The sequence below is a fragment of the Paenibacillus sp. B2(2019) genome (genome assembly GCF_008370385.1).
In the GTDB taxonomy this organism is placed as follows: domain Bacteria; phylum Bacillota; class Bacilli; order Paenibacillales; family Paenibacillaceae; genus Paenibacillus_AQ.
On the sequence record NZ_VTZR01000024.1, the window covers coordinates 497,032 to 521,854 of the forward strand.

General features: G+C 44.0%; 24 protein-coding genes. 18 read left to right on the forward strand and 6 right to left on the reverse strand.

From position 1 onward, the window contains the following. Positions 1-114: 114 nt before the first annotated feature. The 4 genes from PAENI_RS23545 (at position 115) to PAENI_RS32705 (ending at position 4,684) form a co-directional block, all read left to right on the forward strand. Positions 115-1,191, forward strand: coding sequence for a galactose ABC transporter substrate-binding protein (locus PAENI_RS23545; protein WP_149646850.1), 1,077 nt, complete (start codon positions 115-117; stop codon positions 1,189-1,191). A gap of 145 nt (positions 1,192-1,336) precedes the next feature. Further along, positions 1,337-2,848, forward strand: coding sequence for a sugar ABC transporter ATP-binding protein (locus tag PAENI_RS23550; protein WP_149646851.1), 1,512 nt, complete (start codon positions 1,337-1,339; stop codon positions 2,846-2,848). 52 nt (positions 2,849-2,900) lie between these two features. Next, positions 2,901-3,908: a galactose/methyl galactoside ABC transporter permease MglC gene (gene mglC / locus PAENI_RS23555; protein WP_076284599.1), complete on the forward strand. Its 1,008-nt coding sequence runs from the start codon at positions 2,901-2,903 to the stop codon at positions 3,906-3,908. A 653-nt stretch (positions 3,909-4,561) separates the two neighbouring features. Then, positions 4,562-4,684, forward strand: coding sequence for a hypothetical protein (locus tag PAENI_RS32705; protein WP_262495698.1), 123 nt, complete (start codon positions 4,562-4,564; stop codon positions 4,682-4,684). A gap of 247 nt (positions 4,685-4,931) precedes the next feature. On the opposite strand, the gene PAENI_RS23560 is transcribed toward PAENI_RS32705, so the two are convergent. Together PAENI_RS23560 and PAENI_RS31970 are read right to left on the reverse strand one after the other, a co-directional pair. Then, positions 4,932-5,168 (reverse strand): hypothetical protein, encoded by a 237-nt coding sequence (locus PAENI_RS23560; RefSeq protein ID WP_149646852.1) that lies wholly within the window; start codon positions 5,166-5,168, stop codon positions 4,932-4,934. Between the two features lie 35 nt (positions 5,169-5,203). Beyond that, entirely contained in the window at positions 5,204-5,341 is a 138-nt protein-coding gene (locus PAENI_RS31970) for a hypothetical protein (RefSeq protein ID WP_188114658.1), read from the reverse strand. A gap of 97 nt (positions 5,342-5,438) precedes the next feature. Between PAENI_RS31970 and PAENI_RS23565 the strand changes: the two genes are divergently transcribed. From PAENI_RS23565 to PAENI_RS23600, 8 genes are all read left to right on the forward strand, one after another. After that, positions 5,439-7,403 (forward strand): WG repeat-containing protein, encoded by a 1,965-nt coding sequence (locus PAENI_RS23565; RefSeq protein ID WP_149646853.1) that lies wholly within the window; start codon positions 5,439-5,441, stop codon positions 7,401-7,403. Between the two features lie 257 nt (positions 7,404-7,660). Beyond that, entirely contained in the window at positions 7,661-8,428 is a 768-nt protein-coding gene (locus PAENI_RS23570) for a CAP domain-containing protein (RefSeq protein WP_149646854.1), read from the forward strand. Between the two features lie 249 nt (positions 8,429-8,677). Next, positions 8,678-9,514, forward strand: a complete 837-nt coding sequence (locus PAENI_RS23575) for a GDSL-type esterase/lipase family protein (RefSeq protein WP_042190053.1) — start codon at positions 8,678-8,680, stop codon at positions 9,512-9,514. Positions 9,515-9,622: 108 nt separating this feature from the next. Continuing rightward, positions 9,623-10,603, forward strand: coding sequence for an ABC transporter ATP-binding protein (locus tag PAENI_RS23580; RefSeq protein ID WP_149646855.1), 981 nt, complete (start codon positions 9,623-9,625; stop codon positions 10,601-10,603). Next, the gene (locus PAENI_RS23585) at positions 10,596-11,585 is read left to right on the forward strand and encodes an ABC transporter permease (RefSeq protein WP_042190048.1); all 990 of its coding nucleotides are present in this window, start codon (positions 10,596-10,598) and stop codon (positions 11,583-11,585) included. The genes PAENI_RS23580 and PAENI_RS23585 overlap by 8 nt, the downstream gene beginning before the upstream one ends. Before the next feature lie 168 nt (positions 11,586-11,753). Further along, positions 11,754-13,736: a DNA topoisomerase IV subunit B gene (gene parE / locus PAENI_RS23590; protein ID WP_042190046.1), complete on the forward strand. Its 1,983-nt coding sequence runs from the start codon at positions 11,754-11,756 to the stop codon at positions 13,734-13,736. 254 nt (positions 13,737-13,990) lie between these two features. Continuing rightward, a complete protein-coding gene (gene gyrA, locus PAENI_RS23595; protein WP_042190043.1) occupies positions 13,991-16,432 on the forward strand; it encodes a DNA gyrase subunit A in 2,442 nt (813 codons plus the stop codon). Between the two features lie 203 nt (positions 16,433-16,635). Beyond that, a complete protein-coding gene (locus PAENI_RS23600) occupies positions 16,636-17,067 on the forward strand; it encodes a MarR family winged helix-turn-helix transcriptional regulator (RefSeq protein ID WP_076284605.1) in 432 nt (143 codons plus the stop codon). Positions 17,068-17,111: 44 nt separating this feature from the next. On the opposite strand, the gene PAENI_RS23605 is transcribed toward PAENI_RS23600, so the two are convergent. Continuing rightward, positions 17,112-17,858 (reverse strand): RluA family pseudouridine synthase, encoded by a 747-nt coding sequence (locus PAENI_RS23605; protein ID WP_231573316.1) that lies wholly within the window; start codon positions 17,856-17,858, stop codon positions 17,112-17,114. Between the two features lie 3 nt (positions 17,859-17,861). Continuing rightward, positions 17,862-18,725 carry a class I SAM-dependent methyltransferase gene (locus PAENI_RS23610; RefSeq protein WP_042190039.1) on the reverse strand — a complete coding sequence of 288 codons (864 nt, stop codon included), beginning with the start codon at positions 18,723-18,725 and terminating at the stop codon, positions 17,862-17,864. 228 nt (positions 18,726-18,953) lie between these two features. Here PAENI_RS23610 and PAENI_RS23615 point away from each other — a divergent pair, with 228 nt between their 5' ends. From PAENI_RS23615 to PAENI_RS23630, 4 genes are all read left to right on the forward strand, one after another. Continuing rightward, positions 18,954-19,814, forward strand: a complete 861-nt coding sequence (locus tag PAENI_RS23615; RefSeq protein WP_149646856.1) for a helix-turn-helix domain-containing protein — start codon at positions 18,954-18,956, stop codon at positions 19,812-19,814. Positions 19,815-19,906: 92 nt separating this feature from the next. After that, complete coding sequence (locus PAENI_RS23620) at positions 19,907-20,272, forward strand: VOC family protein (RefSeq protein ID WP_076299603.1); 366 nt, start codon at positions 19,907-19,909, stop codon at positions 20,270-20,272. A 168-nt stretch (positions 20,273-20,440) separates the two neighbouring features. Next, positions 20,441-20,893 (forward strand): flavodoxin, encoded by a 453-nt coding sequence (locus PAENI_RS23625; protein ID WP_149646857.1) that lies wholly within the window; start codon positions 20,441-20,443, stop codon positions 20,891-20,893. Positions 20,894-20,918: 25 nt separating this feature from the next. Further along, the gene (locus PAENI_RS23630; RefSeq protein ID WP_149646858.1) at positions 20,919-21,674 is read left to right on the forward strand and encodes a hypothetical protein; all 756 of its coding nucleotides are present in this window, start codon (positions 20,919-20,921) and stop codon (positions 21,672-21,674) included. A 78-nt stretch (positions 21,675-21,752) separates the two neighbouring features. Here the strand turns inward: PAENI_RS23630 and PAENI_RS23635 are convergent, their stop codons facing one another. Then, entirely contained in the window at positions 21,753-22,598 is an 846-nt protein-coding gene (locus tag PAENI_RS23635) for a GNAT family N-acetyltransferase (protein WP_076284608.1), read from the reverse strand. Positions 22,599-22,681: 83 nt separating this feature from the next. Continuing rightward, entirely contained in the window at positions 22,682-22,975 is a 294-nt protein-coding gene (locus PAENI_RS23640; protein WP_149646859.1) for a GNAT family N-acetyltransferase, read from the reverse strand. A gap of 187 nt (positions 22,976-23,162) precedes the next feature. Between PAENI_RS23640 and PAENI_RS23645 the strand changes: the two genes are divergently transcribed. Together PAENI_RS23645 and PAENI_RS23650 are read left to right on the forward strand one after the other, a co-directional pair. Then, positions 23,163-23,453, forward strand: coding sequence for a hypothetical protein (locus tag PAENI_RS23645; protein ID WP_149646860.1), 291 nt, complete (start codon positions 23,163-23,165; stop codon positions 23,451-23,453). A gap of 404 nt (positions 23,454-23,857) precedes the next feature. After that, positions 23,858-24,760 carry an ArsR/SmtB family transcription factor gene (locus tag PAENI_RS23650; RefSeq protein WP_149646861.1) on the forward strand — a complete coding sequence of 301 codons (903 nt, stop codon included), beginning with the start codon at positions 23,858-23,860 and terminating at the stop codon, positions 24,758-24,760. Positions 24,761-24,823 lie beyond the last annotated feature (63 nt).

The window sequence follows — 24,823 nt, forward strand, 5'->3', positions numbered from 1 at the left end:
GTAATGAGTAGGATTTTATATTCGCAAGCGTTTTCAGGTGAGGCATAATATGGATGTACCCGAGACGATCAGGGGCAAACAAAAAAAGAAGTATAAATAGGAGGTCAATGAATAATGAAAAAAATCACTTCCGTTCTATTAGCTAGTGCTTTGCTGGGTGCTGCTCTGACAGGCTGTGGTGGCAACAACAAAACTACAGATAGTGCTTCAGACAAGGCAACTAACGCTCCAAAGACTGAGAACTCGGGCACTACAACAGAAACGCCTAAAGTTGGGGTCGCCATTTACAAATTTGACGATACTTTTATGACAGGTGTTCGTAACGCTATCGATAGTGCTGCTAAAGGCATCGCTACAGTAGATATCGTAGATAGCCAAAATTCACAACCAACACAAAATGACAAGGTTGACTTATTCATCACTAAAAAATATAACGGGATGTTGATTAACCCAGTTGACCGTACAGCTGCTGGCGTCATTATCGAAAAAGCAAAAACAGCAAACATTCCAGTGGTATTCCTTAACCGCGAACCGCTTCCTGAAGATATGAAGAAATGGGATAAAGTTTATTATGTAGGTGCGAAAGCAGAAGAGTCCGGTACAATGTCCGGCCAACTGATTGTTGACTACTGGAAAGCACATCCTGAAGCGGACAAGAACGGCGACGGAGTTCTCCAATATGTAATGCTGAAAGGTGAACCAGGACACCAAGATGCTGAGCTTCGTACTACTTACTCTATTCAAGCTATCGAAGATGCAGGAATCAAGGTAGAGAAACTGGCTGAAGATACAGCAATGTGGGATCGCGTAAAAGGACAAGAAAAAATGGCGGCATTCCTTGGCTCCCACGGCGACAAAATTGAAGCTGTTCTTGCTAACAACGATGATATGGCCCTCGGTGCAATCGAAGCTCTGAAAGCTTCAGGCTACTTTACGGGTGACAAATTCATGCCGGTAGTAGGTGTGGATGCAACTGCTCCTGCGATTCAAGCGCTGGAAGATGGAACAATGCTTGGAACGGTGCTGAATGATGCGAATAACCAAGGTAAGGCTGCTATCACAGTTGCCGCTCTGCTTGCTAAAGGCGAAACGCCTACGAAAGATAATGTAGGTTTTGATATCACTGATAATCAATACGTATGGATTTCCTACAAAAAGATTACGAAAGACAACATAGCTGACGCTAAGTAATTAACCTCGGCTACAGAGTTACTCATGATCATATGACAGCACGGGGAGCGAATAACCGCTCCTCGGTATTTCTTTTAGGCAGGGAACAGGATGGAACCGCTGTGCCTCTCATAAAAAAGAAAAAAAGCGTAGGGGGCGTAACAACATGGAAAAAGCTGAGTTTTTGCTGGAAATGAACAACATTACTAAAGAATTCCCCGGCGTCAAAGCGCTGGATGATGTTAGTTTAAAGGTGAGACCGGGTTCGGTGCATGCACTTATGGGTGAGAATGGTGCAGGTAAGTCCACACTTATGAAATGTCTTTTTGGTATTTATTCACCGGATGCCGGTGAGATCTTTTTGGATGGCGAGAAGGCTTCTATCAGCAGTTCAAATGATGCGTTAAAAAGTGGTATTTCGATGATTCACCAGGAGCTGCATCCCGTGCCGTTCCGTAGTGTTATGGAGAATATCTGGCTAGGACGTTTTCCAACGAAGGGAATCGGACCGATTCAGTTTATTGACCATAAGAAAATGTTCACTGATACGGAAAATTTGTTTAAAGATCTGGATATCGACCTGAATCCCGAAACATTAGTGGGTAAGCTTTCCGTATCCAAAATCCAATCCATTGAAATTGCGAAGGCTGTCTCTTTTCACTCCCGAGTTATTGTAATGGATGAACCCACTTCTTCCTTAACCAGTGTGGAGGTGGAACATTTATTTCGGATCATACGGGATCTCAGAAGTAGAGGCGTAGCTATTATCTATATATCTCACAAAATGGAAGAGATTCTCGCAATCTCTGACGAAGTTACTATTATGCGTGACGGTAAAAAAATCGGAACCTGGCCAGCGGCGGAATTAACTACAGATATTATCATTTCAAAAATGGTGGGCCGCGATTTGACCAGCCGTTTCCCTGAACGCTTCAACGTACCTGGTGAAGTATACATGAAAGTGGAAGGTTTAACCTCCCCGGAGGAAAGATCTTTTAAAGATGTGTCTTTCGAATTAAGACGTGGAGAGGTCCTTGGTGTTGGGGGTCTGGTAGGTGCCCAGAGAACTGAAGTAATTGAGGCGTTGTTCGGTTTGCGAGCCTTGAAATCCGGAACGATCTCTATTAAAGGCAAGGTTGTTACTATCAATTCTCCGAAAGATGCTAAGAAACACGGAATGGCTTTGCTTACCGAAGAGCGTCGTGTAACAGGCATATTTCCAGTCTTGTCTGTTCATGAGAATGGTGCGATTGCTAATCTACATCGTTACCAGAAACTTCTCCTTTTACTAGATGGGAAAAAGAAGAAAGTGGAAGTCGATAAAATGATTGAAAAATTACGTACCAAAACGCCAACAACCAAAACGCTAATCATGAATCTTTCTGGTGGTAATCAGCAAAAGGTGCTACTCGCCAGATGGCTGCTTACTGAGCCCGAAATCCTGCTTCTGGACGAGCCGACCCGTGGTATCGACGTAGGGGCTAAATTCGAGATTTACTCCATAATTGCCGACTTGGCCCAGCAAGGGAAGAGTATCATTATGATCTCCTCTGAAATGCCGGAGCTGCTCGGAATGTCTGACCGTGTAATGGTCATGTCGGAAGGACGGCTTACAGGAATATTAGAAGGCGAGCAAGCTACGGAAACCGAAGTTATGCGTCTCGCTGCACAGCATTAAGGAGTACGGATAGGAGAATATGTTTGCGTAATTTTAAGGGGGATCACTACTAATGAACGTTAAAAAAGCTCAATCCTTTGTGACTCAAAACGCAATTTACATTGTGCTGGTACTGCTGATTATGGGGATCATCATATACGATCCAAACTTTATGTCCATCAACACCCTACGTGACGTACTGATTCAGTCGTCTACACGCGTTATCATCGCACTTGGGGTTGCCTTTATCCTTATTACGGCAGGTACTGACTTGTCCGCTGGACGGGTGGTTGGTTTTACGGCGGTTATCTCCGCTTCGATGCTGCAAATCCCAGACTATTCCCGTCGGTTTTTTCCAGATCTTCCGCAAGTGGAAGTAATCCTTCCTATAGCAATTGCTATCATTGCTGGTCTTCTCTGTGGACTTATAAATGGTATTGTCGTTTCCAAGCTTCACGTTCCGCCATTTATCGCTACCCTGGGTACAATGCTCATCGTGTACGGGCTGAACTCCCTGTACTTTGATATGGACCCGAACCAATCCCAGCCGATTGGTGGTCTGCGTCCTGACTTCACCAAAATTGGTTCCGGCTTTATCGGAAGCGGTCAATATTCAATCCCCTATATCGTGCTGATAGCCCTGGCGGTCGCCGCCATTGTGTGGGTGGTATTCAATAAAACCAAGCTGGGTAAGAACATGTATGCGATTGGCGGAAATATGCAGGCAGCTAAAGTATCCGGTATCGATGTTTCCAAGAACCTGATTTACATCTATGCCATTGCTGGTGCGCTTTATGGTCTGGCAGGTGTTCTGGAAGCTGCTAGAACAGGTGGAGCAACTAATAACTACGGTAACATGTATGAGCTTGATGCCATTGCAGCTTGTGTAGTTGGTGGTGTATCTACAACCGGGGGTATCGGTACTGTGCCGGGTGTTCTAGTGGGGGTTATCATCTTTACTCTCATTAACTACGGTCTGACCTTTATCGGTATTAGCCCGTACTATCAGTTGATTATCAAAGGTTTGATTATTATAGCCGCTGTCGCATTTGATATGCGGAAGTACTCTTCGAAGAAGTAGCAGCGTAGTGATTAGGGAGTAACGTGATAGAGAATTAGAGATTTAGGCGTAGTGATTAAGGGCTAACTCCGGGGAATATTGGGCTTCTGATCACTGTTGTTCTCAGTTCCTTGATTGATACCGCGTTAGCTCCGTTACCTATATCACCTCGCTGGGGCAGGGCAGAAGAAGCGTTTGCTAGTTATCGCAAACGCTTTTTGGCATGCCTTTTTCGATGGCTTCGCTTCGAAAAAGTAGCAGGTAAAACAAACAACTAACACTGTCACAACCAACATCACTATATCCAAAACCGCTACAACAACATCGTGAGAACACCTTCGCCTACTGCCGCCAGTAATCCTATAGAGACTTAGCCACGTCTAAGACCAACTTATATTACATGAAGACACTTCACTCGTTTTTGTTTGAAATGTGGTAAAAGAACGGTAAAAATATCGTAGAATCAGCTGAAATGAGCTACAGGTGGTAAAAGAACGGTATAAATCCCTTAGAACTGGCGAAAACGAGCTACAAGTGGTAAAAGAACGGTAATAATCCCGCAGAATCGGCTGAAATGAGCTACAAGTGGCAAAAGAACGGTAAAAATCCCGTAGAATCGGCTGAATTGAGCTAGAAGTGGTAAAAGAACGGTATTAATCCCAGAATCGGCTGAAATGAGCTACAAGTGGCAAAAGAACGGTAAAAATCCCGTAGAATCGGCTGAAATGAGCTATATGAGCGGAAGCGTGAAGAAACAAGGGCATAAATACCCCAGAAATAGCGGAAAAGAATCATAGAGGAAGAATAAGGGGCATAAATACCCCAGAAATAGCGGAAAAGAGCCATAGAGGAAGAATAAGGGGCATAAATACCCCAGAAATAGCGGTAAAGAGCCATAGAGGAAGAATAAGGGGCATAAATACCCCAGAAATAGCGGAAAAGAGCCGAAGTGGAAGAATAAGGGGTATAAATGCCCCAGAAATACCGAAACGAGCTACTGTGGAAGAACAGGAGGTGTAACTGCCTTGAATCGATAGAAACGAGCTACATAGTGAGATAGTGTTGACGAAACACGCTGATAGCAGCGGAGAGAACGGAATGATTGCGTACAAGCGGTAGCGTTCGCCTTTGTCTCCGAATTTCATCCGAAACTGAGGTGCAAATCAAGGGATTTGGAGACAGCAGCGATGGGAGCAACATTCCGTTCGTGGAGCGGCCGCTCAGCACATACCGCATCATCACATCAATCGCACTTCCATGCTCACTCAGCACATCTCGCACAAAATAAACCCACCCACATACTAACTCTGCACATCCTACGTTACTCCTCGCTCCAGGCGTGCTCCATCCCAGTCCCTCCGCCCGTTAGTCTGCTCACGCAAGCCCCGCCTCACCACTTGCACAGCTTTCAGTCTCGCCGTCACGTTCTCCCGCACGCCCCACCTATTACACACCCTAACCTTCCTCCCACACCTCAAAGATCAAAATCACATAAACCAACATTCTCCCATATTCTATAGGCAAATGCCTTTGTTAAAGGGGAGCGACTCGATGTTAAGGATTAGATTGAATGAGCTGGGGAAAGGGAATGACAATGGTCCATTGCAAGCGGATGTATGGAGATGGGACGGCATTGGCTGGAACGAATATATTACGCAGCAAGAAGAAGATTTCATACGCACAGAAGAGGAGCTGTTCGTTACGATCCCGGCAGAGGCGGGATTATATCGTGTAGACTACTCTAATAAGCCTTATGAGACGCCGTATGTATTACCGGAGTGGGTTGATGACGGATTAAGGAATACTGGGCTACATCCGGCGCCTTTTAATCTTAAAGAGGGTATGCTCTGGGGATATATTAACGACGAAGGTCGTGCTCAGATTGAACCTAGATACGAATATGCTGAGGATTTTCAGAAGAACGGGCTAGCAATTGTACAACGAAAAAAAAGTAGCGGACTGATCGACAGCTCTGGAAGGGAGCGGGTGAAGCCCATTTACTCGTTCATTGCCCCTTTTTCGGAAGGACGCGCAGTAGTATCAGATGCGAAAGGGTACACATTTATCGATGAAAAAGGTAAAGAGGTGACTCCAGCCCGTTATGATTATCTAAACTCATTGCATGAGGGACTTGCATTATTTTCGAAACAAAATACAACGGGTGGTCCATCACTATATGGGTATGTAGATGCGCAAGGCAAAGAGGTTTTGCCTGCAATTTATGTGGACGCCAATGATTTCATGAATGGTGTGGCTTTGGTCAAGATTAAAGAGGGAGAGTACGCACTCATTGATCCTGAAGGGAAGATTCTCTATACGTACAATCATCCATTCGTAGGGAGTCCGGGTGATGGGCTGCTCTCCTATCAAGCGACTGAGAACGGTAAGTACGGCTATTTAAACACGGATGGAACAGTAGCTATTCAGCCACAATTTACCTCTGCCTTACCTTTCTCTGAGGGGCGTGCAGTGGTGAATACCGCTGAGAACTATGGCAACGCCTACGGGCTGATTGATAAACAAGGAAAAATGATTATCCCCGCGAAATATTATGAAGTCCTGCAGCTTGGTGAAGGCAGAGCAGCTATAGGAACACCAATATTCCCTAGTCAACCTTATCGAGGCTCACGTTACATTATCGCTGATGCAGAGACAGGAGCAATTCTGAGCAATCATACCCTGCTTGGTGTGAATAATTATCAGGACGGACTGGCATCTGTATATGATGCTAAGGAGACTTTTTTTATAGATCGAACTGGAAAAAGAGCAGCTCAGCCTCCAGTTATTCAAGGGACGGGAACACTTACCCTCAGTGGACGCCTAATTAGAGCAGATATAGATCAACGTACAGCATATTATGATCGTCAAGGGAAGCAGATTTGGAGGCAAAATGGAGTCATCCCACTGAGACCTCCATATTCAGTAGTCGAGAAGAAGTATAAACCGAACAGGGATTATCTGGTTTACTATCCGGTTGTTGAAGGAATTGCAAGCGCGGAAGTTTCTAGAGAGGTTAATGATAAATTACGGAAGCTTTCGCTAGTCGAAGACCCAGGTAGTAATGGAGCAACACAGGATTTCAGTTATAATGGTGATTTTTCAGTGTCCTTTTTCCGCAAAAACCTTCTAGTGCTGGAGTTAACGGGTTACCGTTATCCTTTTGGAGCAGCCCACGGCATGCCTACCAAAATCTATACACATACTAATGTACGTAACGGAAGGTTCTATAAGCTAGGTGATTTGTTTAAGCCAGGAAGTAGATACGTGGAGAAGCTCAGTAAAATCGTAGGTAAGCAGATTGAGAACGATCCTGAGTACTCCTATGTTTTTCCGGATACGTATAAAGGAATTACCTCAGATCAGCCTTTCTTTGTAGATAATGAAGCGTTATATCTTTATTTCGCACCGTATGAGATTGCTCCTTATTCTGCGGGTTTTCCTACTTTCCGTATTCCTTATGCAGAAATTATGGGACTTATCTCTACTGAGGGAGAATTTTGGCAATCGTTTCACTAGTTACTTATTATCTATTAGCACACAGAAGTTGCTATTCTCTCGAGAATGGCGACTTTTTTTGCTTTTTAACGCCAATATCGAATGCATTCATACTCAGAAAACTTACAATTAAGACTAGTAAATGTTAAAAATTAGAAGAGCACAGCTGATAGATTTATGCTACAATGACTGAGGAACAAATTACAACTTTGTAACATTTGTAGCTGGTCACTCTAAGCAGGAACATATATTACACACAAGAAAGAGGAGATGGCAGAATGAAGAACAAGAGATTAAGAGCAATTATTGGTGGTAGTGTAGCAGCTGTTATGGCACTTAGTATTTCTCTTCCACTCGAAGCGAATGCGGCCTCAACTGAAGTAACAGTAATTAAATCAGGTACTAGCTATGAGCAGGTTTTACAATATTTAAAACAAGCTAACCTACAGGGATTCCCTATTTTTAATAGCACAATCGTGGTGTCCAAGCCTCAAACAGGAACGGTTCCAAATAAAGATACATCTACCGGAACTTCGGTTACTAAGCCTTCGGATACAACTACTGTAACTAAGCCTGTAACTAAGCCTGTAACTAAGCCTTCGGATACGACCACTGTAACTAAACCTGTAACTAAACCTACAGAAACTACACCTACTACAGGTGCTGCGAGCAATAAAGGAACTTATGTTCAACAGATCGTAACGCTGGTAAATAAAGAGCGTGCAGCAGCTGGTTTGAAGCCCGTTTCTGGATTGGACAGCCTTCATAAAGTAGCAGCTACAAAAGCTACGGATATGCGTACTAATAACTATTTTTCACATACTTCACCTACGTATGGTTCACCATTTGATATGATGAAATCCTTTGGTATCACTTATAACGCTGCAGGCGAGAACATCGCTATGGGTCAAAAAACACCAGAAGAAGTAATGAAAGCATGGATGAATAGTCCTGGTCACAAAGCTAATATTTTGAATGCTAATTTCAATTATATCGGTGTAGGGTATGACAATAACTACTGGGTTCAAGAATTTATTGGTAAATAATTGAAAAAAACGTTGCTGGAATCAAACGTTCTCCGATGATAATCGGGGAACGTTTTTTTGTACCCAAACTTTAATCGCTAAATTTTTTTGAGAATTTTCGTATTCAGATTCGGGTTAAATAAGCGGATTAGCTGGATTTATTTCTATTGTAGACATTTGCAAAACCGGTATGGAAGATTTATGTTTATGTACATAGTTAAGATCTTTGTAAAATGTGGAACAATACATAATAGAACGGCACACGGAGGGATGGCCTTGAATGATTCAAAGTGGACATGGCGCACGGTCAGCCTGATTTCCATAGTAACAACAATAATTCTAATTGTAGGTTTAGTTTATGCGGTCAGAGACATCATCTATCCGGTTGGAGAAGCGTCAGGGACCAACTTACCTCAGCAAACAGCCGCTCCAGTGACGGAGACGGTTAAGAAGCTCAAAGTTGTTGCTCTCGGAGATTCGCTAGCCAAGGGAACTGGTGATAACACCGGAGAAGGATTTGTTAAGCGTACGGTTAGTGGTTTATCCGCTAAAGGTGTCGAAGTTGATTTACTGGGTAATATGGGAATTAATGGTTTAACAACTGCTGGACTGCAAAGCAAGCTGGATGAAGATGGTATAGATTACGCGCTGCATATGGCGAATGTCATTCTGCTCTCGATCGGAGGGAATGATTTATTCAAGGACTCCAATATTTTGCAGAATAGTGGCGCACTTCAAAGTGAATCCACGACTGATCAAGAGCTGACTCCAGAGTCTTTGCTAGCAGCCCTTCCGGAAGCAGTAGAAAGATTAGGTAAGATTCTGGAGAAAATCACGGAAATCAATCCAAACGCTCAAATTTATTATATGGGGTTATACAATCCCTTTGGTGATATACCAGATCTACTTGTACCAGGTAATCAGGCGGTTGCGAAGTGGAATAATGCGGCAATGGATATTATTAATAAGCACAGCAATATGACATTGGTTCCAACCTTCGACTTGTTTAACAAGCATTTGGACAAATACTTATCAACGGATCATTTTCATCCGAATGGGGATGGCTATCAACGAATTGGAGAGCGATTCATTCAGGCTATACACTAGAACAGAAGTGAGAGCCAGCTTTCTAAGAATGATGATTTGTATTAGATAAAATATCCTTTGAGCAAGTACTAGCCGAGGAAATGACAGTAACAAGGAGCTAAGGAGAATATGACAAAAGCGAACAGTGGAGAATCCAGCCCGGTCGTCTTGTCTGTAGACGGGGTACGGAAAAAAATAGGGCGAAAGTGGATTATAGATGATGTTACGTTTGATGTGAGAGAAGGAGAGATTTTTGGCTTCCTCGGACCCAATGGAGCTGGGAAGACAACTACGATTCGAATGCTTGTCGATTTGATTCGTCCAAGCGAGGGCAAGATTACGGTATGTGGTTACAATGTGAACCGAAATCCGGAAAAAGCGTTGCAATTTGTCGGCTCTATCGTTGAGAATCCTGAGGTATATACCTATTTGACGGGATGGGAGAATTTACAGCATTTTGCCCGAATGCAGCCAGGTATAGATAATGCACGTATTAGTGAAGTCGTAGATATCGTTCGGTTGGATCAACGAATCCATGATAAGGTAAGTACATATTCGCTTGGGATGAGACAACGACTTGGTATAGCGCAGGCTCTTCTGGGACGTCCGCGTCTGCTTATTCTGGACGAGCCTACAAATGGCTTAGATCCAAAGGGAATTAAGGAGCTGCGAGAATTTATACGCAAACTAGCAGATGAGGGTTTAGCGGTATTTGTATCGAGTCATTTACTTAGTGAAATCCAGCTTCTCTGCGACCGTGTTGCGATTATTAGTAAAGGGCGAGTACTTGCAGTGGGTGGGGTTGATGAGCTGATCGCTCGAAATTCTCCGTATGTACTTTGGGAGCTGGAGCCTTTTGCTGTAGCTAAGGGATTACTGGATGATCGCCCAGATATTCAGATTCAGAATCTGGAAGACGTTACCTTGGATGATTCAATAATTGCTGGTATGGGCCCGAATTCTTTAATCACAATTATGGAGCAGGATTTGATCCCCGAGATTGTGGCTGTTATGGTGACTGCTGAAATCGAAGTTAGGGCTGTGCATAAAATCAATCCGACACTGGAACAGCTATTCTTGAAACTAACGGAGGGTGAGAACGTTGAATAATATGCTCCCGCTAATCCGTAATGAATGTTTAAAAATCATAAAAAAGAAACGGTTTTATGTTATACTGCTGATTCTGATTGTACTGGTGCCTATGTTCACCTACGCTCAAATGCGCTCAGCTGAGCGTAGCCGAGATAAATTCAACTCCGATTGGCGCCTGGAGATCCAGCAGCAGATCATTGATAATCAAAATTCTTTGGGTAGCGACCGAATTCCAGAGGAATGGAAGACTTATCGGCGAATATTTGTACAGCAGCTTCAGTACTACCTTCACCATGATGTGAATCCGAACGAGCCAAGTGGCGTTACCTTTACCCGTGAGTTTATGGATAATTCCGTTACTTTATTTATTCCGCTGCTCATTATGGCGGTAGCCTCGGATTTAGTTTCTGCGGAGCGAACTACAGGGACGATCAAAATGCTGCTGACAAGGCCAGTTAAGCGTTGGAAAGTTTTGTTTAGCAAATTAGCGGCTCTGCTTATGTTTGTCTCGCTTATTGTGCTTTCCACCTTTGTGATCAGCTACCTTATCTCTGGTCTTGCTTTTGGATATAAGGGCTTTAATATCCCTGTCTTTACAGGCTTTAAGATCAGTGGAGACTCGGTGGATATGTCTACTGTGCATGCAGTACCACAGTGGAAATATATGCTTATGCAAGGTGGATTGGTCTGGTTCGTAAGTGTCGTAGTTGCCCTGCTTGCTTTTATGATCTCTGTACTTGTAAGGAGCACTGCTGCTAGTATAGTGGTCATGATGGCAGCGCTGATCGCTGGAAATATTTTGACTAATATGGCCTCAGCCTGGACAACAGCGAAATATTTATTTATGGTAAATCTTGGACTGACCGGTTATTTGTCAGGAACTCCCGCACCCATAGAGGGGATGTCCTTGTCATTTTCCATGGCTGTACTGGCTGTATGGGGGGCTGCTTCGGTGATCATTTCATTCGCCGTCTTTACGAAAAGGGATATTTTGAATTAGAATGTACAAAGTGACGAAAACGTTTGTTTGCATTTCTAGAGATATAAGAAAGTATAAGTTTTGCACTTATACTGTATGTCTTATATTTCTCGCTTAAAGGCTTACCGTCTTTATAAGGACGCCGAAGGCGTTAATGCTTGAGTATAGAGAAAAGAAGGAGGAGCATGAATGCTCGAACAGATCGATATGTTTGCTGAAGTTTCTAATAACGGCGAGAATAGCCGTACTGGATACGATGCTGACGACATTCAAGTGCTCGAAGGTCTGGTTGCAGTACGCAAACGACCTGGCATGTATATCGGCAGTACAAGTTCTTCGGGACTACATCATCTAGTATGGGAAATTGTAGATAATGCTGTGGATGAGCATTTAGCCAAGTATTGTACGAAGATTGACTTACTACTTCGCAAAGATGGCTCAGTAACGGTGACGGACAACGGTCGTGGGATTCCAACTGGAATGCATAAGACAGGAGTGCCAACGCCGCAAGTTGTATTTACAATTTTGCATGCAGGCGGTAAATTCGGTGGATCTGGTTACAAGAAATCAGGCGGTTTGCATGGCGTAGGGGCTTCAGTAACGAATGCTTTGTCTGAATGGCTTGAAGTAGAGATTTATCGTGAAGGCAAAATCCATCGTCAACGTTTTGAATATTGGGTGGACAAGAAGGGGAAAGAGCATGTTGGCGAACCAGTAACGGGCCTTGAAATTCTGGGCAACACCAACAAAACCGGTTCGAAAATTACTTTTAAACCGGATATTCGCGTCTTTCCAAATGGAATTGCCCTGAATTATGATACGCTGGCAGAGCGAGTACAGGAGATTGCCTTTCTGAATTCCGGTCTGCGTATTACGCTGCATGATGAGCGGAGCAATCGTCAGGACGAGTTCTTTTACGAGGGTGGAGCAAGCCAATTCGTACAGTTCCTGAATGAGGGCAAGGATGTTCTACATGATGTTATTCACTTCAGCGCTGAAAAGGACGATATCGAAGTGGAAGTAGCCCTTCAGTACAATGGAGGCTATACAGAAACCTTGGCTTCCTTCGTTAACTCCATTCCTACTCGTAGCGGCGGTACTCATGAGACAGGCTTTAAGACCGCGTATACTCGTGTGTTGAATGATTATGCCCGTCGTACACAGTTGCTTAAAGAAAAGGATAAGAATTTAGAAGGAAATGATTTGCGCGAAGGTATGATGGCTGTCATTAGTGTCAAAATGTCCGAGGTTGAATTTGTTGGACAGACGAAGGATCAGCTTGGTAGTGCTTCTGCTCGTAGTGCAGTAGACTATATCGTATCTGAGAATATGGCTCGTTTCCTGGAAGAAAACCCGCAGGTAGCACAGAGCCTTCTGAAAAAATCAATTCAGGCCTCGAAGGCTCGGGAAGCGGCTCGCAAAGCCCGCGATGAGATCCGTACAGGTAAGAAACGTAGCGAGAGCTCGAATCTTGGCGGAAAATTATCACCTGCGCAGTCTAAGGACGTTACACGAACTGAGCTGTTTATCGTAGAAGGTGATTCAGCTGGTGGCTCAGCGAAGCAAGGCCGTGATTCAAAGATTCAGGCGATCTTGCCGCTAAAAGGGAAACCGATGAATCCGGAAAAAGCCAAGCTGCTGGATATCCTGAAGAACGATGAATATAAAGCGATCATTTCCACGATTGGTGCAGGAATTGGTCCGGATTTTACCGTCGAAGACAGCAATTATTCCAAAATTATCATTATGACCGATGCGGATACAGATGGAGCGCATATTCAGGTGCTGCTGCTGACATTTTTCTATCGTTATATGAAGCCGTTAATAGATGCCGGAAAGGTTTTTATTGCCCAGCCTCCGCTTTATAAGCTGACCCGCAAAACGGGCAAGCTGGAAACCGTAAGGTATGCATGGAGTGATGAAGAACTGCAAAATTACTTAAAGGAATTCGGCAAAAACTTCGAGCTTCAGCGTTATAAAGGATTGGGTGAGATGAACCCTGATCAGCTGTGGGAAACAACGATGAATCCAGAATCGCGTACACTGCTTCAGGTGCAGATTGAGGATGCTGCTAAGGCTGAGCGTCGTGTTTCTACACTGATGGGTGATAAAGTCGATCCACGTAAACGCTGGATTGTTGAGAATGTCGATTTCACTGAAATTGTAGAGTAGTTGCAGTTAGTAGTGCTGCAAGTGACGAATACTTCCACTGTTTTTAATTTTTTGGTGATAGGCAAACGGAGTGGCGGAATCGTTCTGGAGGAGCGTTAGCGTTCGCCTTTGTTTCCGGATTTTATCCGCTAACAGCGGTATAATCAAAAAATCTGGAAACAACAGCGACCGGAAGAATGATCCGCAAAGCGAAGTGAAAGAATATCACCAATCTTTAAGAAAGTGGACAGATTGAGGAACAGAAGGTGAGCCAAGTGAGTAGTTTATCAGAACAATTTTTGCCGGCTTTTCTGGAAGAGGTCGTCGGTGACCGCTTTGGTCGGTATTCCAAATATATTATTCAGGACCGGGCGATTCCCGATGTCCGCGATGGACTTAAGCCTGTACAACGCCGTATTCTTTATGCGATGTACGATTCTGGCAACACGCCTGACAAGCCGTACCGTAAGTCAGCCAAAACCGTCGGGGATGTAATGGGTAATTACCATCCACATGGTGACTCCTCGATTTACGACGGTATGGTTCGTATGGCACAGCCATGGAAGATGGGGCATGTTCTTGTTGACGGTCATGGCAACTGGGGCTCGATGGACGATGACCCAGCTGCGGCAATGCGTTATACAGAAGCACGCTTATCTCCGATTGCAATGGAGATGATGCGTGATATCGAGAAGCGGACGGTGCTGTTTAAGGACAACTTTGACAATACAGCCAAAGAGCCTGTGGTTGTTCCTTCCCGGTATCCGAATCTACTCGTAAACGGCACGAGTGGGATTTCCGCAGGCTTTGCCACTGAGATTCCGCCACATAACCTACGTGAGGTTATTGATGCTTGTATCGCAGTGATGCAGAAGCCGGATATTGAACTTGAAGATATCATGACCTTTATGAAAGGTCCGGATTTCCCTACAGGCGGCACTATTATGGGCGGAGACGGCATCATGGATGCTTACCGCACTGGTAAAGGCCGTATTTATTTACGCTCCAAGACTGAGATTGAAAATATGCGTGGCGGCAAGCAACAAATCGTGATTACGGAAGTTCCATTCCAGATTGTAAAATCACGACTAGTTACCTCCATGGAGAATATTCGATTAGAGAAGAAAATCGATGGCATTGCTGAAGTTCGTGATGAGAGTGGACGAGAAGGACTTCGGATTGTGGTTGAACTCAAGAAAGAAGCGGATGCCCAAGGCGTTTTGGCGTATCTGCTCAAAAAAACCGATCTACAAATCACCTATAACTTCAATATGGTGGCGATTGTCAACAAGGCTCCGCAACAGCTTGGTCTTAAAGCCATCCTGGAGGCTTATATCGCGCATCAGCGTGAAGTAGTGACTCATCGCACCCAATTTGATCTGGAACGCGCAGAAGACCGTGCTCATGTCTTAGAGGGCTTGGTTAAGGCGCTGAATATTCTGGATGAGGTCATCGCTGCCATCAAAGCATCGAAGAACCGTCAGGATGCTCAGAACAATCTCGTGTGGATGTTCGGGTTCAGTGAACGTCAAGCGGATTCTATTCTTACCTTACAATTGTATCGTCTGACGAATTTGGAGATTACTTCACTCCAAAAAGAATTGGATGAAATGATGGCAAAGATTACACATCTGCGTGGCATTTTGGAAAGTGACAAGAAGCTCGTAGCTGTAATCCGTAAGGAATTGCTGGAGATCCGCGACAAATACGGGATCGATCGCCGTTCGCTGATCCAAGGCGAAGTTGAGGAGCTTAAGGTTAGCCTTGAAGCGCTGGTCAACGCAGAGGATGTGTTAGTAGCACTTTCCGCAGACGGTTATATTAAGCGTACAAGTATGCTTTCCTTTACCCGCTCTGGTGGGGAACGTCATACATCAGGCGTTAAAGAAGGCGATCATATCGTTAAGCTGCTCGATGTGAATACCCGTGACAGTCTGCTGGTATTTACGCGCAAGGGGCAGTACTTCTTACTTCCGGTTCACCAGATTCCAGAGTTTAAATGGAAAGAACCTGGTACTGCGATTGTTAACGTTATCGGATTGTCTAAAGGGGATGGAATCATTAGCGTGATTCCGGTCAATAATCTCGATGATCCGCAGCAAAGCCTCGTGTTTATCACCCGCAGAGGTCAGGTTAAGCGTACAGAGCTAAAGGAATACTCTACAAGCCGCTCTGGAGCCGTAGCAGCCTGTAAGGTAGCAGACGGTGATGAGATCATTACAGTGGCTACTAGTACGAATGACAAGGACATTGTACTAGTGACTCGTGAAGGAATGAGTATTAGATTCCATGAGAATGAAGTTAATCCTATGGGCCGTGTTGCATCCGGTGTAAGAGGCATTCAGCTTCGTGAGGGCGATGAGGTGATTTCTTGCTTCTGGGTCAGTGAAGATGAAGGTGAGATCCTTTCTATCTCCGATATTGGATATGCGAAACGTTCATTACTAGTGGATTATCCATCTCAAAGCCGCGGTGGCAAAGGGATGCCAACCTTTGAATTTAAGGAAGGCAAGCGAGTACGACCAAATGGCAGTAAATTGGCAGGGGCTTTCTATTGCAGAGAACCGCTGGAACTTAATGCAATTACACGGGAGAATGCACATCACACGTTCTCTTCTGAATCTGCACCACTTGGAGAGCGTCGTTCTACAGGCAAACAGATTGTTCCTGTGGAGAAAAAGGATGAGATTGTTAATCTTTTCCCAGCAGTTAAGTAAAACGAACTAGTAATAAACAGATTTGTTAAAATAACTTATCAAGGTGCTTAGTCAATTCTTCTTGAGAACTGACTAAGTGCCTTTTTTAATTTTCTCGCTTATCAGTTTAGAAGATTTATTTTTCTTCTTTTGCAGGAAATGGAATTTGTTTCGCGAAAATGTAGTTATACCGGATAGAACCGCAAGGAAAGGAAGGAATCAGTGTGCACGCTTCTGAATTCAGTAAAATTTGGCATAAAATTTTAAAAGATTACAAACTACATATGGACAGTAATCTTGCCCCATCGCTAACGGATGCCCAACTCACAGTACTTGAACTGCTTCAGGAACGTGATGCCATGAAGCCTTCTGATCTGGCTCCACATCTGGCGACCAGTCCTGCAGCGGTTACTATGTTACTTGATCGGATGGAGAAAAATGGGCTTATCATTCGGGAGAGAGATGCTGCGGATCGCCGTATTGTATGGGTGAGTATAACGGAAATTGGAACGCAGGAGACTGTACGTGGTTTGAAGATCCGCAGTGATTTTTTTGCAGAAGCGCTTGATCCGATATCCTCTCATAACCAACAGCTACTACTCTATTTAATGGGCAAAATGGTTGTTACAACTGCACCGGAAGGTTCTACACCATGAATATATACAACAACACTTTATTTCAAAAAAAAGAAGGCCATCCATTAACGGATAGCCTTCTTTTGTAATTCCTTGGACCATAAATCCCAAGGATGGGTTTGCGGAGGCAGGGAAATAAGTTCTACTTCTTCTTTAGTAACAGGGTGGGGAAAGCCTACAAGTGCAGACCACAGTGCAATTTGCTGTCCAGGTCTGTTCACCGAAGCCCCATACTTCTGATCACCGTATAAGGGGCAGCCGATGGAGCTGAGCTGCACTCGAATTTGATGAGAACGACCGGTAAGTAAATCGATCTTGAGCAGGCTGTAACCCTCAGCGCTGCCAAGTACTGTGTAATCCAGAATGGCTTCCTTACCGCCGGGTGTTCCTTTCCGTACGACAGTGACGGTATTGCTCTTGGCGTCTTTAAGCAGCGTATCGGTAAGACGGCCATGAGATGCAGGTGGTTTACCGTGCACGACCGTTAAGTACACCTTATGAAAGCTGTGAGTTCTGACACACTCGGATAGTCTTGATGCTGCTTTTGATGTCTTGGCAAAGATCATTGCACCTCCAACCGGACGATCCAAGCGGTGGACTAGCCCCATATAAACGTTGCCAGGCTTGTTAAAGCGTTCCTTCACATCTTCTTTGAGCAGGTTGAGCAGATCAGGATCTCCAGTAGCATCCTCCTGAACAGGAATATTCACGGGCTTCACTATGCCTAGAAGATGATTATCTTCGTATAACACTTCAAAGCGCTTCGACATTCCGTCCAGCGGCTCGTTGCTGCCAGATAAATGCTGTGTCATGGCTTACGCCTCCCAGCGTCCCAGAATACCGCATGGCAGGTTCATGCCGGAAGAAGTGATCGGAAGACCGATTTCACCGGAGGTGAGCTTCCCGCCATAACGTTTACCCATGGTCATCGACAACATATTACGTAGGACAGTTGGAGAAATCCCAGTGGTGTATGAATTGATTAGCATAAACAAAGGTTTGTCGCTCATTATTTGCATACAGCTCTCAAGGAAAGGATATAAGCTGGATTCCAGCTTCCACATTTCTCCGCCAGGTCCTCTTCCATAGGAAGGCGGGTCCATTATAATCGCATCATACTTACTACCACGACGTTGTTCACGTTGTACGAATTTGAATACGTCATCCGTGATGTAGCGAACTGGACGCTCGCCCAGACCGGACAGCTGGACATTTTCTTTTGCCCATTGCACCATTCCTTTGGCTGCATCCACGTGAACAACAGAAGCGCCGGCACTTGCTGCGGCTACAGTAGCTCCACCAGTGTAAGCAAATAGATTCAGTACTGAGATCGGACGGTTAGCAGCCGCAATCTTGTCCATCATCCAGCTCCAGTTGGCCGCTTGTTCAGGAAATAACCCTGTATGCTTAAAATTTGTAGGACGCAAATGGAATTTTAATTTTCCGTAACTAATTTTCCAATCATCCGGAATTGTTTTCTTCATTTCCCATTGTCCACCACCCGCTGAGGAACGGTGATAATGACCGTGTACATCACGCCATTTCGCTGTCTCATTGGAGAGTGGCCAAATAATTTGTGGATCCGGACGGCGCAGGATAATGTCACCCCAACGTTCAAGCTTCTCTCCACCGCCAGTGTCAATTACTTCATAGTCTTTCCAGTCGCTAGCTATATACATTTTTTAATCCATCCTTCAAAAATTCATTTAGCCTTTATTGTACATCATTTCACCATATAGCTACAAACAAAATACGCACAAGCCCAACACTCTACTTATTTTATCCAATGAAGATTATGTGTATAATATTTCCATGCTCACAGCTAATATTCTGGCACATCAAGCAATGATTGTGTATGATCAGATATCAGAGTCTTTACAATATTTATGATCGGAGAATAGCAGCTTATGTTCAATCTTGCGCCTCTATATTTCCCGATAACTGCAAATCCAGCACAAACTAGTGAATTTCTACCCAGTCAAGCTTTGCAGCCATATATTCGCTGTTTCTGGGGCTCTGTTACACCGCGTATTCCTACAGAGGCATCCGTTTACGTAGTGGACAAGGCATCTGGTTACGAACCTCGAATGGAAACAATTATTCCAGATACATGCATGGACATTATTTGGAATCTGAATGAATCGACAGGCTTAACAACTACCGTTTTTTCCGGCATCAATGATGCTCCTTTTGAAGTACCTTCAGACAGGGGAGAAGGTATGATCTCAACCTTTGGTATCCGATTTCATTTCTGGGCCGTTCATTTTTTTGCAGATGACCATCTCCGGGATGTCCTGAATGCATTTGTAGATGTGGACCAATACTTTTGTACTTTTAAAAAAGAGCTAGGATTTCTGCTGGAACAAGCAAATTCTATGAATGAAAGGATAGCGGCAGCTGAGGCTTATCTTTTTCAGCGTCTTGAGCGTGGTGGACGGACTAATGATCGGATGATGAATGCAATTTATACCCTAATTAAACAAAAGGGTGTGGTAACAGCTGAGCATTTGGAAACCAGCTCTAATCTAAGCAGACGTCAACTAGAAAGACTGTTTCAAGAATACATAGGTGTATCGCCTAAAAAAACAGCTGACCTTGTGCGATTTCAGAATGTATGGCGGGAAATGTATCAACTGCCTGTGCAGACGAAGAATATGCAGGATCTTATTTTTACGTATGGATTCAGCCACCAGCCTCATTTTATAAACAGTTTCAAGAAATATGCAGGAAGAACACCACTTGAGGCTTTAGTCTATGCGGGCAGATAAATGTCGCAATTTTGCAATACAAAGGGTGCTAGTCTTGTTAAACTCAAGTAAGAAATGGATACTATGATGATGAGAATGAAAGGGGACAAATTATGATTTCGTCTTTTGAAGGTACTAACATCTACACTAAGGATACTGCAGCGTTAGCTGCATTTTATTCGGAGGTGCTAGGGATTCCAATTCCGTTCGAGGGCTACGGCAATTTTGATGGCGCAAAGATTGGATTCGACAAGAAGCAGCCTGGAATCATCATTTGGGATGAGACGAAATGGGAAAAGCTCACGACTGGCTTTGTTAATTTAGTATTCGGCTGCGATAATCTCGATGAGACGTACGAGCAGTTAAAGGCTAAGGGACTGGATTGTCAGCCACCGGTTACGATGGCGTATGGCGGGAAAGAAATGAATTTCCGCGATCCAGATGGGAATCACATTACCTTGCTCGAAGGAGCATACTAAATAATTTTGAACAAAAAAGGGATTGAACGCAAACATCAACCGTGTGAATAAACGGAGTTTGCGTTTTTTTTATTTTATTCATTTGACAATGATAATCATTATCAAATAGAATGAGGGTGAAGCACACATCATTTAAATTTTATGTTTAGTAATGGGAGGAACAGAAAGATGACTAAAGTGCTAGTGGCATACGCCAGTCTAACTGGAAACACTGAGGAAATGGCTGAATTGATTGTAGAGGGAATACGCCAAGCAGGCGGTGAAGCCGTTTTGAAATCGGTCACTGAATGTAACGCGGTTGAGATAAATTTATATGAAGGCGTTCTGTTAGGAGCATACACTTGGGGAGATGGTGAGCTACCTGATGAAGCTCTTGATTTCTATGAGGAGATGGATGAGCTTGATTTGACCGCTATGAAATCAGCAGTTTTTGGCAGTGGAGACACAGGTTACGCGATTTATTGTGGAGCCGTGGACTTATACGTGGAGAAGTTAAAGGAACGTGGAGCTGTAATATTACAGGATAGTCTTAAGATTGAATATGGCCCGAACGCTGCTGAAAAAGAAGCTTGCCGTCAATTCGGACGTCAATTTATCGAAGCTTGTATGGTGGCATCATAGGATGGGCGGGCCAGCGGGAAGTTGGATGAAGAGACAAGTGAATTTACATACGCCTCCATATAAACGACTACATGATTATCGAGTGGAGCACATTATGCTTGGAGGGGCCGAGAATTTATCAAGCGGAGCTCCAGCGACCGGGCTCCCACGCTGGCGCCAGCAGGTTCAATATGCTGTAGGGCATACACTTAACGACTTTTATAGTTTGCTGCCTGAAGTTCGAAGGGAGACGCCGATACAATTTCTGTTAGAGCGTCGTTGGCCACCTAGGGGGGATGCTTTTCCTTCATTACTGCAATATTGGGATATCAAGACGAGTATAGCGGATGAACTAATGCGTATCGTTTCGACCAATCATTTACTGGAAATTCCGGTTATGTTATACGAGCAGTGGTATGTGCCAGTCCCGGAGCTGAGCTTGGAGCTTTCGATGATTACTCAATTAGCTTGGAATTCTACTCAGAATGGTCGAAGCCTGAATATTCAGAAATTTATGGTGAATGGCAATGAGGATACTATTGCGGGCTTTTTGCATATGACTAACGTCTTTTGTTATGCGGCTTACGGTGAACCTGCGGAGACCGTGGAAATCTACTCCTTGCTAGAGGGTCGTAAATACTCTTACAAGGGAAATGCAGTCCCGTATAAGGAGTCTTTGGATTATGTTCGATTGTTATCTGTATTTCTGGAGCAGGAAGTACACGCTGATGGCTCATTAAACTGTAGTGACCGTAGAAATGATAGAGGCGAAGCTAATGTTGGAGGCTTTGGGCTCATGTGATTACTCCTAATAATAAAATAAGGCCTCCTGCTCTACAGGCGAGAACGCCCATTAGACAGGAGGCTTTAATTCTATGGATTAGCCGATATAACGGTAATAATCCTGTTTATTCTGAATGATAAAGCCACAGCTTTCATATAGCTTAAGCGCATTGGGATTATCTAGAGCGACCTCGAGATTAATTCCATTATAGTTTTTACGTTCTCGTTCGATCGTTTGAAGAAGTGCACTTCGTCCAATGCCTAGCCCCCGTAGCTTCTTGCTGACAGTAAATCCATAAATCCAGGTTTCATTATCTTCGGTCCACAGCCGCATTTTACCAACAGGTTGTCCGTCCATTTCGATCATAATATGTTCTTGCAGGCCTTCCTGTTTCTGCAGGTCATAGAGTTCGGCAGCATCTTCAGTCTTTATGTCAAAGCCTCCACAATCCAGCTCAACGAGAATTGGGGCTTCGTCTTCACGAGCAGGGCGTAAGATCACAGTCCCTGTGGCTGAGCTTGCTTCAGAAGAAGCAACCGAATTTCCGCCCCATTTCATTTGGTATTCCGCGTGATTAAACTCTAGTGGTAGCGTTTGAAGGAATGCTACACCAGATGATGAGGCAGCAGGAGCGTTTAGAAGTAGGGTATCAACATTGCCTCGTTTGATAATAGTTTGCGCTCGGTTCCACAGTGAGGTGAAGATGCCCCGTCGGCGGTAGCCTGGTCGAACCATGCCACAGACCTCCATATCGCTTCCAAATCCATAAAGTCCTAAGAAGCCGACGAGTAAATCATCTTCATATGTCACGAGCCATTCCGTATCTCCTACGCTTGATGGCTGGCGAAGCATATCCCAATTCAATTTCAGTGAAATTCCATCATATTGCTCACAGCGTTCTTGTAATTCTTCTATATTTCTCAAAGTATCAGTAGTAGTCAAACCCGTTTCCTCCTAAAGTGTATTTGAACTAAGTGTATTAGTTCGAATAGGTTAATAAAGCTTCACGGAAACGGGAACGGAGATCAGTCTCGCTCGTCTGTGTTCCCGCTCAGCACGTCCTTATACTCCGGATGCTTCTCAAATTGATGAGCTGCATAGGAGCACACAGGAACAATTTTCAAATTTTCATTTCGAGCCTTATCTACAACAGCCCGTACAAGTTTTTCACCGGTACCTTGACCGCGCAGTTCCTCAGAGACACGAGTGTGGTCAATGACCAATTCCCCAGCATCTTTATCCAAACTGTATGTGATCTCGGCAAGGTCCTTACCGTCATTCGCAACAAAAAAACGTCCTGTTCCAGTTTGAATTTGCATCTTATGGCTTCACTCCTAAAATGTTATTGCCTATATTTTACTACCACGATTTGCAAAAAGCGAGGAACGAAGCAGATTGATTGCTCGCCTTGGACGTTTGATGGCTTTCCATAGATGGATTTATCGAGGAAGTTAGGATTATTGGTGTGAATGATGCGCTCATGTTACTCAAGGCAGTTGCTTTGTAATGTTTGTTCTGCAAGTAGTCTGGCTTTGCGGAATGGGGACAGGAGGCAGACGTTATCGAGTGACTTTTGGCGAGCCGAGAAGGTGGGAGGACTGGAATTTCTGGACAAGCTGTGTGCTGGATACGCAAGCCGGCCCAGACATTCCTGGCACTCTAACGCAGGAATATCCAGGACAGCCGGACTCATGGGAATTCTTGAGACCTCAGCGTGCCAAAAACTCCTGTTATCATAATCATCCATTGGAGCTTTCGGACTCAGATGACGTTATTTGCAAATTTTTAGCCGTTTGAGTAAAGTTTCAGACTCCATTGCAGCTATTCCTTAGGAAAAAGCACAAATTAGGCGATTTCTATGCCAATAGCGCCTATGGAGTCCGATAGAACCCCAAATTGGGGGGAATACTGCTTATAAGGTCCACTGTGCCCGATAGCAACATCGTGAGGGTATGTGTTCACCGATGGAGCCGAACTGTAATGTCCTGCTGCATATTAGTAGCAATTCCCTTTTAGACTCTCGCAATCTCAAAATCAAAGTGAGATGCAAATAAATTCTTCATTCAAACAGTAGTCAAGCAGCAGTCAGTGAATTTTTATACACTCCCGTTTATAAAGTAGCTTGCGTATTCTCAGGATAATACAATAAGATTAAGAGAATATCTCACTACTGAAAAGAACCGCTAGCAGGAGGAATCATTGTGGAATACAAAGTTGAGGTTGAATTTGGATCGATTTATGAGTTATTGAATAGCTTACATACTTATCTCTGCAAAAAATCCTATAAGAAGATTGACCTAGGGGTAGCGTGGGTTACTGAAATTGAAAGCACCCTAAGTGAGGAACTATTATCCCGTCTGAAGGAAACTGAACTAAACAATGAATGGAAAATGTTGAATCTGCTCATTTACTGTTGTCCATTCAAGGATGATGTAGACAGTGTATTGAACTGGATTGAAGGGTTAACAGTTGGAGAGTTATATGAGACCTTATCAAAATATGTAAAGGTATTTCCAAGCCATATGGAGGATTACCGTAATCGCGTAGTATTTTTACTCTCCGAATGGAACCGCCAGTACTTTAGTCAATGCAATCCTGCGATTCTAAGCAAATTACAACAGCATACGGATTTGAAGAACATGGAGCTTAATGCACTGGAAACTGCTGATTTTGTGAACAAAACGACCAACGGATTCTATTTCATGCCTACGGATGGGCTTAAGAAGCTTGTACTAATTCCACAGTATCATTTTCAGCCTGCTAATATCATCTATTGCTACGGTGAACTAACAATTTGTCATTATGCGGCCTGGATTTCGATGGAGAACGAGGAAATTTCACCTTTTATGTATAGAGCCATTCGTAGTCTGGGTGAAAAAAGCCGCCTGAAAATTCTCCAAGCTCTTAGCGGTGGTCGCAAAACATTCACCGAAATTGTTAAGCATGCGGGGATCTCGAAGGGGATTGTTCACGATCATATTTTTAATCTTCGTTGTGCGGGTTTGCTTCATGCCTATATTGAAGGGGAGAATGTCACCGGATATAGTCTGCGTCTGGAAGGCATTCATCGGATGAATGAGCAGCTATTTGATTATTTAAAATAATCATTTCACAAAAAAATATAACGATCTAAAAGTCAGAATTCTCTTATGCAGAGAGGGTTTTGG